The sequence below is a fragment of the Affinundibacterium danionis genome (genome assembly GCF_042432465.1).
GTDB classification, from domain to species: Bacteria; Pseudomonadota; Gammaproteobacteria; order Burkholderiales; family Burkholderiaceae_D; genus Undibacterium; species Undibacterium danionis.
Window position 1 is genome coordinate 373,394 of sequence record NZ_JBHLXJ010000018.1, and the last position, 12,961, is coordinate 386,354.

At 43.6% G+C, this 12,961-nt stretch carries 11 protein-coding genes; 7 read left to right on the forward strand and 4 right to left on the reverse strand.

Annotated features, from left to right (window positions below; translation table 11 throughout):
• Nucleotides 1–15: 15 nt before the first annotated feature.
• Complete coding sequence (locus tag ACFFJH_RS17720; protein WP_390214287.1) at nt 16–684, reverse strand: energy transducer TonB; 669 nt, start codon at nt 682–684, stop codon at nt 16–18.
• A gap of 1,200 nt (nt 685–1,884) precedes the next feature.
• Here ACFFJH_RS17720 and fabI point away from each other — a divergent pair.
• Together fabI and ACFFJH_RS17730 are read left to right on the forward strand one after the other, a co-directional pair.
• Nucleotides 1,885–2,667: an enoyl-ACP reductase FabI gene (gene fabI, locus ACFFJH_RS17725; RefSeq protein ID WP_390214289.1), complete on the forward strand. Its 783-nt coding sequence runs from the start codon at nt 1,885–1,887 to the stop codon at nt 2,665–2,667.
• Between the two features lie 700 nt (nt 2,668–3,367).
• On the forward strand, nt 3,368–4,804 hold the full coding sequence (locus tag ACFFJH_RS17730; protein ID WP_390214290.1) for a DEAD/DEAH box helicase: 1,437 nt from the start codon (nt 3,368–3,370) through the stop codon (nt 4,802–4,804).
• Nucleotides 4,805–4,885: 81 nt separating this feature from the next.
• On the opposite strand, the gene ACFFJH_RS17735 is transcribed toward ACFFJH_RS17730, so the two are convergent.
• Nucleotides 4,886–6,097: a cation:proton antiporter gene (locus ACFFJH_RS17735; RefSeq protein WP_390214291.1), complete on the reverse strand. Its 1,212-nt coding sequence runs from the start codon at nt 6,095–6,097 to the stop codon at nt 4,886–4,888.
• Nucleotides 6,098–6,533: 436 nt separating this feature from the next.
• Here ACFFJH_RS17735 and selD point away from each other — a divergent pair, with 436 nt between their 5' ends.
• Nucleotides 6,534–7,601, forward strand: coding sequence for a selenide, water dikinase SelD (gene selD, locus ACFFJH_RS17740; RefSeq protein ID WP_390214293.1), 1,068 nt, complete (start codon nt 6,534–6,536; stop codon nt 7,599–7,601).
• Between the two features lie 40 nt (nt 7,602–7,641).
• Nucleotides 7,642–8,577, forward strand: coding sequence for a transaldolase (gene tal / locus ACFFJH_RS17745; protein WP_390214294.1), 936 nt, complete (start codon nt 7,642–7,644; stop codon nt 8,575–8,577).
• Nucleotides 8,578–8,791: 214 nt separating this feature from the next.
• Here the strand turns inward: tal and rnhA are convergent, their stop codons facing one another.
• Together rnhA and ACFFJH_RS17755 are read right to left on the reverse strand one after the other, a co-directional pair.
• The gene (gene rnhA / locus ACFFJH_RS17750) at nt 8,792–9,229 is read right to left on the reverse strand and encodes a ribonuclease HI (protein WP_390214295.1); all 438 of its coding nucleotides are present in this window, start codon (nt 9,227–9,229) and stop codon (nt 8,792–8,794) included.
• The gene (locus ACFFJH_RS17755) at nt 9,216–9,944 is read right to left on the reverse strand and encodes a class I SAM-dependent methyltransferase (protein WP_390214356.1); all 729 of its coding nucleotides are present in this window, start codon (nt 9,942–9,944) and stop codon (nt 9,216–9,218) included. Before ACFFJH_RS17755 ends, rnhA begins: the two co-directional genes overlap by 14 nt.
• A gap of 44 nt (nt 9,945–9,988) precedes the next feature.
• Here ACFFJH_RS17755 and gloB point away from each other — a divergent pair, with 44 nt between their 5' ends.
• From gloB to ACFFJH_RS17770, 3 genes are all read left to right on the forward strand, one after another.
• The gene (gene gloB, locus ACFFJH_RS17760) at nt 9,989–10,810 is read left to right on the forward strand and encodes a hydroxyacylglutathione hydrolase (protein ID WP_390214296.1); all 822 of its coding nucleotides are present in this window, start codon (nt 9,989–9,991) and stop codon (nt 10,808–10,810) included.
• Between the two features lie 176 nt (nt 10,811–10,986).
• Nucleotides 10,987–12,156: an elongation factor P maturation arginine rhamnosyltransferase EarP gene (gene earP, locus ACFFJH_RS17765; RefSeq protein ID WP_390214298.1), complete on the forward strand. Its 1,170-nt coding sequence runs from the start codon at nt 10,987–10,989 to the stop codon at nt 12,154–12,156.
• Nucleotides 12,157–12,302: 146 nt separating this feature from the next.
• Nucleotides 12,303–12,878, forward strand: a complete 576-nt coding sequence (locus ACFFJH_RS17770; RefSeq protein WP_189344834.1) for an elongation factor P — start codon at nt 12,303–12,305, stop codon at nt 12,876–12,878.
• Nucleotides 12,879–12,961: the final 83 nt, after the last annotated feature.

The following is a 12,961-nucleotide window of genomic DNA, read 5'->3' on the forward strand; positions in this document are numbered from 1 at the left end:
CATGTTGGCTCTGTTTTAATCAAGCTTCCAAACGTATTGAACTTGAGTCGTAGTTTCTTGAGGCTTACCGTCAATCGTACCTGGTTTATTTCTGCAAGAACCAGCTAACAATTGCGCCCTAACTGCATTATCAAGACCTCTAAAACCACTAGATTTGACAATATTTACTGCTGTCACCGATCCATCTGCACCTGTAGTCACAGACAGAGTGGTTACACCTGTTTCTTCATTACGCAACGAAGCTCGTGGATACTCTGGCTTACAGCCAGCTTGTTCAAAATCGATTTTCGCAGCTACATATACTGGTGCTGCAGGCGCTTTGGGCGCTTCAGTCACAGGTGCTGCTGTTTTTGTCATCGTATTGCTTTCAGGCTTTACGTTCGACACGGTAGAAATCGCATTTGGTGATGGTGCCTGCTGCGCAACCTGAACCTCTGGAGGAGGAATAAACGGTGGCGGCGGCGTCATCAGCTTAGGCGGCGGCGGCGGTGGCGTATCTGGTGGTGGCGGTGGCGGCGGAGGTGTCTCCTTCACTACAGCTTCCATCGGTTTTTGAACAAACTTAACTAACTTACTACCTAAGCCGTTCATTAACGCCCAGCCAAGAATAATGTGAAAAACAATTACCACACCCAAACCAAAAAATTTCTTTCCCGGTTCCTGTTGGCGTCCTGAAAAATCCATACCTACTCCTCCAATACCACAACAATTTCAATTAGGTTCAAACGTCCAGCGAATCAGATTACCGCTTGCTTTTCACGAAACTCTACACTCGATCCAAACAACTAAATAAGCAATATCCGCTAATTACGACAAACTAGAAGTATGACGCTTGCCCCACCATACTCACGCTGAACTGTCAGAAACATGGTTTCAACATACTCATGTGGGTATTTATTTACTTACAAATCGTTTAGCCGTTTTTATATGCTACTCCTAAGAACAACAAGTAATGTGTATTCAAAGTGGCTTAAATAACACGACACGCAATACTTAAGAATACAAACACAAAAACAACTCTATATCTTTAAAAGGCACCACAAAATTGAAGCGGCTGCTTTATCACTTGATATTCGACAAACAAACCCCAAATAGCTCTTGATAAAACATTGTTTTTTTTAAATCTTTTCGAAAAACAGCGCTTATTTTGACACAAACAAAGCTGAGAATGGAAGCCGCTTCTATGCTGCTATGCAACATAGGATCCGCATGAAGATAAGCGATCAATTCTTTCTTTGCGCCTATTAACTACGGACTGCAAACCAAGTTCTTTGTTTTGCCTTGCCAAACAAATCATTTGCCACAAAAAAACAGGGCAAATATGCCTTAGATTTAGCTTGATGTGAAGATGATTCTAATAGGAAATACTTCAAGCGTGTGAAATTTGCTGAAATGCATCACTATTTCAAAAATACTTGAAAAAAATCCCCAATTACGGTAAACGTACAATTATTTCCGCACCGCAACAGAATTTACCTTAAATAGATATATTTATTCCTGCAAATAAGCGATCAAACAAACAAGCTTAGTTATTATTTGCCCTATCCAGCCTGAGCAACTACAATTCCGACCTGTCAGTAAATTCCGCATCTGACATGTTTTTCTGCGCATCACCTTTTACATTCTGTTTGAGCGCATGTAGATAACTGCATGAATCACTCTATGCAAGGGCGATAACGAACATAAGCACCTTAAGTTCAGGTATTTTGTTTTGAGTAAGCTGCACGAAACAGTTGTATGAAGTCTAAAAAGATAGCGGACATTTTCGTCTTAAACCTTAGTGTGAAATCGGCACAGTTCGCGGTATAGTTCGCTGCTTAGTCTGATTAATTGATGACTTGGCATAAAAACAGTACTTTTTCACGGTAACCCCTTGGAGTTGATATGGCATTTTTGCAAGGCAAGAAAATTCTAATAACTGGTTTGCTGTCAAACCGATCAATTGCCTATGGCATAGCCCAAGCTTGTCGTCGCGAAGGCGCTGAATTGGCATTCACTTATGTGGGCGAACGATTCAAAGATCGCATCACTGAATTTGCTAAAGAATTTGATAGTGAGTTGGTGTTTGATTGCGACGTCAGCAGTGATGAGCAAATTGCGGCTGTCTTCACGGATCTTGGAAAATCATGGGAAAAACTAGATGGTGTTGTACATGCGATTGGATTTGCGCCACGGGAAGCCATTGCTGGCGATTTTTTAGATGGTTTTTCACGCGAAGCTTTCCGTATTGCACACGACATCTCAGCGTATAGTTTTCCAGCGTTGGCAAAAGCTGCTTTGCCAATGATGAATGAAAATTCTTCTTTACTTACCTTATCTTATTTAGGCGCAATCCGCGCTATTCCATACTACAACACCATGGGCTTAGCGAAAGCATCTTTGGAAGCCAGCGTACGCTACCTAGCTGAAAATCTAGGGAAAAAAGGCATACGGGTAAATGGTATTTCTGCCGGCCCTATCAAAACTTTAGCTGCTAGTGGCATTAAAGATTTCGGTACATTATTAGGCTTCGTAGCAGAGCACGCACCTCTGCGCCGCAACGTTACGATAGAAGAAGTTGGTAACACCGCTGCATTCTTACTATCACCATTAGCTAGCGGCATCACGGGCGAAATCACTTATGTTGATGGTGGTTTCTCCCACGTAATGGGTCTGACACCAGATTAATATTTGCGGTATCCACGGCATTTAAAGTAATTAAAACGAATTAGGTATTTAAGTAATTCGAACAATATTAGGGCTGAAAGTTTTAGTAGAAATCACCATTTTTCTCCAACTTTCAGCTTCTTTACCATTTTTTACTCATCGACTATCAAATCAGAAATCTCACTGACTCTTCATCCAATTACAAGCGGAAAAATATAATTTCTGTGTCGATGATATTCAATCATAAAAGCACTTCCCCCCCCGGGCGTTTATTTAAGAAACTTGAACTAGATCAATAATCTAGTGCAGTCACGAGAAATTTCCTGTATAGTCTCATTTTTGCACCGCAATATAAATATTCATTTGTATTGCTTGATAAAAATAAGTAACAAGTAGCACCGTAGCCCTTGCGTATCGTCATTACTGATACCGCAATGTAAAGCCCTCCCGCCCTGTATGTCTGGTTTCACACATAGACATCGTCCCGGCGCAAAGCTTTTGTGCCGAAATTTCATCGTATACCTCATTCGTACCATCTTGGTACTGGTTTTCTTTGTTCATTTCGTTTGGTTGACGCTGCTTTTTAGCGCGCTAAGTTTTTAGCTTAGCGCTAATTTATTCAGGGCGTATTTAAACGCAAGCGTCTGCTGTATAGCCAAAAGCTGTGCAAAGCCATGTTTGCTTTACTAGGCTGTCTGAATTACAACGAAAGATAGATTAAATGACTTTTGAATCACTAGGCCTCCACACTTCCATACTGCGCGCAATTGCTGATACTGGCTATACAACTCCAACAGCGGTACAAGCACAAGCGGTTCCTGCCGCGATAGCGGGTCGTGATTTGCTGGTATCCTCGCAAACTGGCTCTGGCAAAACCGCCGCATTCATGCTGCCTGCATTACACAAGTTTGCAGCAGCTTCCGAAAACCTGAATGTTGCGAATGGCAAAACACCAAACCAAGAACGGCAATCCGCACGTTCACGTGGAGAGCGTCCACGTTTTCAGGCTGCAAAACCCAAAATGCTGGTACTAACCCCAACCCGAGAATTAGCGTTACAAGTAACCACGGCAACAGACAAGTACAGTGCGTACTCACGTCGTGTAAAAGCGGTTTCGATTTTGGGTGGTATGCCTTACCCGAAACAAATGCAATTGTTATCGCGCAATCCAGAAATCTTAGTTGCTACTCCAGGTCGTTTAATTGACCACATGGAATCGGGAAAAATTGACTTTTCAGAATTAGAAATTTTGGTATTGGATGAAGCTGATCGTATGCTCGATATGGGTTTTATCGAGGATATCGAAAAAATCGTTGCAGCAACGCCAGAAAATCGTCAAACCATGTTGTTCTCTGCGACGCTAGATGGCGTCGTTGGTAGTATGGCACGTCGCATTACTAATGAACCATTAATCATTCAAATCGCTAGCTCTGCTACTAAACACGAAAACATCCAACAAAAAGTCCACTTCGTTGATGATCTCTCACACAAAAACCGTTTGTTAGACCACTTATTACGTGATCAATCATTGGATCAGGCAGTCGTATTCACTGCTACTAAACGCGATGCGGATACGATTGCTGATCGTCTCAATATTGCAGGTTTCGCTGCCGCCGCTTTGCATGGAGATATGCATCAAGGCGCTCGCAATCGCACCTTAGATTCACTGCGCCGTGGGCAAGTACGTGTATTAGTTGCTACCGATGTTGCAGCTCGTGGCATTGACGTTCCTGGTATTACACATGTGTTTAACTATGATTTACCTAAGTTCCCTGAAGATTATGTTCACCGTATTGGTCGTACTGGTCGCGCTGGACGTAAAGGTTTGGCCGTTTCCTTGGTAAACCATGCAGAAAGTATTAACGTAAAACGTATTGAACGTTTTACTAAACAGTTGATTCCTGTTGATGTTATCGAAGGTTTTGAGCCAAAGAAAAGCGCAATTGCGATGCGTTCACCGGCACGCAAACCAAGTGGCTGGAAACCAGGTGACAAACGAAAAACAGGCAATAGTTTCGGCAATAGTAAACCTGGTCAACGTAGTTTCAGCAAACCTAACGCCGCACCACGTAGTGAAGGTGGCGGCTACGCTGGCGGTGCTGCAAAATCACGTTTTGGTGATGCTAACGGCAATCGTCGCAGCTTCGGTGATCGTTAATCTATAGGCTGTAGCTCAATAGAGTTGAAAAAGCGACCTGATGATGGGTCGCTTTTTCATTGTTTATCGACGTACAATCTACTATTTGGATCTAAAAATAATCTCTCGCATGCGTTGCAATTTAGGCGCAACGACAGGTACCGTTAACATCGTGCTAGCAATTGCCATCAGCAACAGCGCGGTGAAAGTCTCGCTGGTAATGATTTTTTTATCGAGCAAGATATTCACAAAAATAATCATAATCAAAGCCTTGGTTTGCAATAGCCAACCAATAATACTTGCCTCCCCTTTTTCCCATTTCAAAATCTTACCGGCCAGTTGTACCCCGATTAATTTACCGCTCACAGACGCGACCAAGAGCACCACCCCAACAATAAATACGGCAGAGCCGCCCATCGCCCAATTGGTACGCAGACCTGTACTCAAAAAGAATACCGGCATAATCGCCAACAAGACGTGGTGACGCATCAAATCCATTTTTTCTTGATTAAACCAGTGCGCATCCATCACCGCACCAGCCAGAAAGGCTCCAACCATAAAATGCAGACCTGCCCAATCAGCACCAAAACTACAAATGGCTAACCAAATTAAACCAACATACCAACGATCTCGCTCCTGCAAACGAATCATGACGCGACGATAAAATATCGTGACAACTGCGAACACCAGCAAAAACCCAATTTGGCGCGTGACTCTATCCCAATCCAACATAATCAAAGCGAGCACTCCCCAAATCGCAATATCATCAACACTGGCATACCGCAAAATACGCTGTCCCATAGGCTGACGCAATATCTCTAGTTTTTCCATCAACAAAATCAAGATAGGCAGAGCAGTCACGGCACACGCCATGCCAATGCCTAAAACAAACTGCCAGCTTTGTGCACCCGGCCCTATCCAACCAACAAATCCAAGCATACCGAGCGCCACAGCCGAACCAAACAACAGAGGCATACCTAAAGCCAAACCAGCGGTAACACCACTTTCAAAACGATGCTCCCACGCCTGAACCAGATCTAACTCGATACCCGCGATCATTACAAAAATCATGACCGCCCACCAAGCAATCCCATTTAAAGATTGAATGACCGCTGGATTAAAGACGAATTGATAATACTCCGGAAAAACGGCACCCAACACACCAGGTCCAAGCAAAATACCAGTAATAATTTGAACTACTACCAGAGGTGCATAGTAATCAGTTTTAAACACACGCCATATCAAATAGGGAATGGAGAAAATCAACAGCATTGCCAACAAAAAAATCTCAGTGGTTGTCATTCCCTGGTGCATAGATATATCCCCTCCAAATTAGTGAATGTTAGCTATTAAAATAATTACCGTGATGACTCTGAATCAAAATCGATGGATTTCCTATACTGAAAAATAAATGGAAACGATTCCATGTCTATCCATATTTAATCAGCATTTATTTTTAAATGCAATTTAATTTCTAAAAAATCAAATCGTATCAAGGTTGATACCAAGCTTGCACCGAGCCGGTCGATAGCTGATACGGAGTTAACTTAGCTGGCTAGCCCTCGCCATACTTAATGCTTGTATGCTGAGAGCCAAGAATAAACATCATTCCGTGCCATTTCTTTTGCCTCGGTAGCGCAGCAGTATTCTATAATCAATCTGCCCACAAACTATCTATAATTGCGTTACAGTTAATTGCCCACGCGTGGCAATAGTGCGCGACACTTTTTAAGCTTCTTTCGAGAAATCCATGAGCCATGACACCAGTAACAATCTGAACCCAATTCGATTGACTTCCTTGTCTCATGGTGGTGGCTGCGGCTGCAAAATTGCGCCAGGTGTACTAGCTGAAATTCTAAAAAAATCCACGGGTTTTCCCGTTCCCGGCGCATTGTTGGTCGGGATTGAGACCTCGGATGATGCCGCAGTCTATAAGCTTAATGATGAACAGGCATTAATTGCTACCACCGATTTTTTCATGCCTATCGTCGACGATCCATATGATTTCGGTCGCATTGCTGCAACGAATGCGATTTCCGATGTGTATGCGATGGGTGGCACGCCAATAATGGCTCTCGCCTTAGTGGGTATGCCTATCAACCAGATCCCGCTTGATGTCATTGGAAAAATTATCGAAGGCGGTGAAAGCATTTGTCGCGAAGCAGGTATTCCTATCGCGGGAGGCCATAGCATTGATTCCATTGAACCAATTTATGGCTTAGTCGTGATGGGTTTAATCCATCCATCTAAAGTAAAGCGCAACTCTAATGCGCGTATCGGCGACCAACTGGTGTTAGCCAAGCCTTTAGGCGTTGGTATTCTGTCCGCCGCCTTAAAAAAACAAAAATTAGATGCAGATGGCTACGCCAACATGATCGCCAGTACGACCAAATTGAATAAACCCGGACAAAAGCTGTCACAACTTGAGACCGTGCATGCCATGACGGATGTGACTGGTTTTGGCTTACTCGGCCATTTATTGGAAATCTGCCGCGGCGCCCAGGTCGGTGCCAAACTACGTATCGCAGATATTCCACTTTTACCACAAGTCAAAGAACTAGCTACCGCAGGCTATATCACTGGCGCTTCAGCCCGCAATTTCGCCTCTTATTGCGACGATGTGCGTTTTAGCCACGAAGATGCCATCACTCAGGTCTTATTAAGCGATCCACAAACTTCCGGAGGACTGTTGGTAGCTTGTGCCCCTGAAGGCCTGGCACAAGTATTGGAAATATTTCATAAGAACGATTTTCAAGACGCTGCAGTGATAGGCGAAATCGTCGCCGGTCCTGCGCAAATTCAAGTATTGTCCGACTAAATCTTTTACCTCAATTTACTCACACTTATTCATCGACATCATGAATCAACTCGAACAACTAAAGCAATACACCACCGTGGTAGCTGACACTGGCGATTTTCAATCCATGCAAGCCTATACGCCACGTGATGCGACAACCAATCCTTCATTGATTTTAAAAGCCGTACAAAAGCCTGAATACCAACCCTTGCTAGCACAAGCTGTGGCTAAAAATGCAGGCAAATCTACCGATGAAATCATCGATCAATTATTAATTAGCTTCGGTCTAAAAATTCTTGAGATCGTACCGGGTCGTGTCTCTACCGAAACGGATGCTCGTCTCTCATTTGATACTGAAGCAACCGTTGCGAAAGGACGCCAACTAATCGCTTTATACGAAGCCGCAGGCATTCCGCGCGAACGTATTTTGATTAAGATCGCATCGACGTGGGAAGGCATACGCGCGGCAGAAATTTTAGAAAAAGATGGGATACGTTGCAATATGACTTTGCTGTTTAGCTTGGCTCAAGCAGTCGCTTGTGCCGAAGCAGGTGCGCAATTAATCTCGCCCTTTGTCGGTCGTATTTATGACTGGTATAAAAAACAAACTGGGCAAGAAATTTTCGGTGCGGATGATCCTGGCGTGTTATCAGTCAAAAAGATCTATAACTACTACCGCAAATTCGGCTACAAAACCGAAATCATGGGCGCCAGCTTCCGTAACACCTCACAAATTTTAGAATTGGCCGGTTGCGACTTGTTAACGATCAGCCCTGACCTTTTACAAAAGCTCAGCGACTCGACAAACGCCGTCAGTGCCAAATTAAATAAAGAAGCTGCAGTAGCAAGCGACTTACAAAAATTGGATATTAACGAGAAATCCTTCCGCTTCGCACTCAATGAAGATGCGATGGCGACTGAAAAATTAGCAGAAGGCATACGTCTGTTTTGCGCGGACACTATCAAACTAGAACAAATCATTGAAAACATGCGCTGACATAGGCTTTAAGAATCATTTTTAAGCATAACAAATCGCATGATGTAGCTGATTCATGCGATTTTTTCGCAAAAATATCTGAATTATGTAGGTCGTATTCATTTAAAACTTCTGCTCCAAAGGAAAAACTTCAGAGCGTGCTTAGTGAATGCAATATCCCGCACCAGCAGCAGTTCACGCGATACCCTCGATCTTCCGTCCCAGTCAAACTGAATTAGTGCAACACAGATTCAACGCCTCGATTCGCCAACAGATCAGCTCGCTCGTTACCTGCATCACCAGCATGGCCGCGCACCCATATCCATTCAATTTTGTGAATGTTTTTTGCCGCATCCAATGCCTGCCATAAATCGACATTTTTGACCGGTGCTTTAGACGCTGTTTTCCAGCCTTTGGCTTTCCAACCTTCTATCCATTCAGTAATTCCTTTTAATACGTATTGACTGTCTGTATGCAAAGCAATTTCGCAGGGGCGTTTTAAAGCACCTAAAGCTTGAATCACCGCCATTAATTCCATGCGATTATTGGTGGTGTCTTTTTCTCCACCAAATAATTCTTTTTCCTTGTTTCCCGCGATAAGTAAAGCACCCCAACCACCAACGCCGGGATTTCCTTTGCAAGCACCATCTGTATAAATCTTAATTTTGTCCATGTTCTTTAATTTTATTCGTCACGGGCACCACATTGCCACGTTTTACTTTTTTTCGATTCAATGCAGGTCCAACCAAATGCATGCCGCGTACTCGCTTAACTGCTTCAAACATATACACCGCCCCCAGATAAGGCCACCAGCGTCGTCCCATGCTCTCCATCCACGGAGAATTTTCTAGCCATTGTGCATTTCGTACAGGAAGCGCATAACAGCCAAATCGAGTCTGACTCACTTCCATACTCAGTAATTTCAACCAGTCTTTTAAACGATGAGGACTGATAAATTCACCTTCCTCGGGTAAAAAATGATGTCCAGCTCGACGCCCCAATAATTGCCGAGCGCCCCACAGACTCGTACGATTTAAACCGCTAATAATGATGCGCCCTTCGGGAATCAAAACTCTATCAACCTCGCGCAAAATTTGATGCGGCTCGGCGGCAAATTCGAGAACATGTGGCAAGACAATCAGATCAATACTTTGAGTATCAAATGGCAATTCGGCAAAATCATGCACCAAAACCACTTGTTGTGACAAAGCAGATTTCTTTTCAGGAATTTTACTGGCAGTTTGCCAGCGATGCGGCATACGACTTGCAGCCAGTGCAGGAAGCTCAGGCAAACCTAATTGCAAAGCATGAAAACCAAAAATATCGGCCGTTAGCAAATCGAACTGTGTCTGCTCCCAAGCTCGGATATAGCCGCCCTCCGGCTGCATCAACCACTCACCTAGGTCTATAATGGGCACTTGCGTAGAATTTAATGCGTTCACTTCTTCACTTCACTTTAGCAATCATGACGACTCAGCCCTTAAGTATATTGACTGTACCTGCATTTGACGACAATTATCTATGGCTCGCACATAATGGCTCACACGCCATCGTAGTCGATCCCGGCGATGCCGAAGCGATAATACAAGCATTAACTCAACATCATTTGCAATTATGCGCCATTCTATTGACCCATCACCACCCTGATCATACTGGCGGCGTACCTGCTTTAGTAGAAAAATTTAAGGTGCCTGTTTATGGGCCATCCAACGATGGCATAGACGGCATCACTTATGCATTAAACGATGGTGAAATAGTTTCTATTGCGGCACTTAATTTGCAATTGGAAGTTATCACGGTACCGGGTCACACCTTAGGTCATATCGCTTATTATGCGCCACAGCAGGCTTGGTTATTTTGCGGCGATACTTTGTTCGCAGGCGGTTGCGGACGATTGTTCGAAGGCACACCTGCACAAATGCTCAATTCCTTAGATCGCCTTGCTGCCCTGCCTGACGATACGGCAGTTTATTGCGCGCACGAATATACCTTGTCCAATTTGCGCTTCGCACAGGAAGTTGAACCCGACAACTCAGTCTTGGCCGCGCGCATTCAAAGTGAACAAAAAAAACGCGAACTCAATATCCCGACTGTTCCGAGCCGGATTGATCTGGAAAAACAAACTAATCCCTTCTTGCGAATACGTGAAACTAGCGTACAAAATCGCCTTGTCAGCACAGGAAAAATCTTAGCCAATCAAGACGATGCAAGTAATTTTGCTGCCTTGCGCGAATGGAAAAATAATTATCGTTAAAGCTATCTGGACGAGTACGTGGCGAAGGCTAAATCATAGCGAGCCTCATGGAGTACGCCACGATCTCTATCCCAGATAACTCATCTGAATTATTTTCGGTAACAAAGATTTCTCACATTAAAGCGTGTTGATGCTAACAAACGTCTTTAAAATGCTTCATCCAATCCGTTTTCATTATGCCTTCACCACAAGCCGCAACAACTACTTTAGCCCTGTTCTGTAAAGTCGTAGACAATTATGGAGACATAGGAATTTGTTGGCGACTAGCGCGACAGCTACACAAAGAACATCAGATTGACGTGCAATTGTGGGTAGACGACCTAATCAGTTTTCAAAGAATTTGCCCTGAAGTAGCTACCAATCTGGAAACACAAATCCTGGATGGCATACGAATTCAATATTGGCAAAATCAAGATGCTAGCTTCACGCCAGCGGAGATTGCGGATATCGTCATCGAATTTTTTGCATGTGATATCCCGCCCGGGTATATCGCATCAATGGCGCAATGTGAACGTCCCCCAGTTTGGATCAATTTGGAGGGGCTAAGCGCTGAAGCATGGGTGGAAGGATGCCATACTCTACCTTCGCCACATCCCTCATTTTCGCTGACCAAATATTTCTTCTTCCCAGGTTTTAACGCAAAAACGGGAGGACTAATCCATGAGCGTACATTGGACCAAGAGCGGCGCGACTTTCTGACGAATCCGTCCAACAACCTGCAAACTAAGGCGCAATTTTTTGAGCAACTCGGCGTTTTGCCTGCAGAAATTTCCTCGCTCAAAGTTTCCTTATTTTGCTACCCACATGCGCCTGTGGCTGCGTTATTTGCGGCTTGGTCATCTCAAGAAAAGCCGATTTTATGCCTAGTACCTGATGGCGTTGTGACTGAGGCAATACAAAATTTTTTAGGTGAAACCCCAACTGTCGGCAATCACTATAGTCGAGGCGCTTTAACGGTGCGCATCATCCCTTTTATGCCGCAAGCAGATTACGACAAATTGCTTTGGTCGTGCGATCTCAATTTTGTACGTGGTGAAGATTCATTCGTACGAGCACAATGGGCAGCCAAAGCTTTCATTTGGCATATTTACCCACAAGACGAGAATTTACATCACAAAAAACTAAACGCGTTTCTACAAACACATCTTGCTACTACCCATAGCAGCAAAACATTGTCTCTCGCATGGAATGAGGTACATACAGGCGATAATTGGCAAGACCTGTGGTCGAATATGAGCAAGGATCTGGCGACCATAGAAATTCAAAGCCAAGGCTGGCTAGAGCAAATGAATGCAAATGGTGATTTAGCATCAAATTTATTGAGCTTCGTCAACACGAAACGATAAATGCACTCAAAAATAGGTTAAAATGTGCGGTTAATTTTTAGTGTATTTTCAATTCAATCAAACGTAAGCTTGCAGGAAACTATTTTAAGAATAGCCCAGTAGGCAACAGATGATTTTTAAGCAACCTACTTTTATCTCTATTTACTATGAAACCAGCAAAAGAAATCCGCGTCGGCAACATTATTATGGTCGACAGCAAGCCTATGATCGTTCTCCGCTCCGACGTCAACGGCTCTAGCCGCACTGGCTTCACTTACAAGTGGAAAATGAAAAACTTGCTGACTAACAGCCCATTGGAAAACGTTTTCCGCGGCGACGACAAATTTGACGTTGTTGTATTGGACAAAAAACCAGTTACTTACTCTTACTTCGCAGATCCATTATTTGTATTCATGGACGCAGAATACAATCAGTATGAAATCGAAGAAGAAAACTTGGGCGATGCATTGCATTACCTAAAAGACGGCATGGAATGCGAAGCAGTTTTCTATGATGGCAAAGCTATTTCCGTAGAATTGCCAACAACAATCGCTCGCCAAGTGATCTACTCTGAGCCAGCTGTTAAAGGCAACACTTCTGGCAACGTATTGAAAGAAGCAAAAATCGAGAACGCAATTGAAGCTCATTGCCATATCGTGCAAGTACCATTATTCGTCAGCCAAGACGATATTATCGAAATCGATACACGTACTAACGAATACAAGCGCGTAGTTCGTAACTAATTCTACCGCTCTATAAAGCCTCGATCAGCAGCAATTGATCGAGGTTTTTTTACGCCTTCATTTTGCAACATAAATAAAAAAAC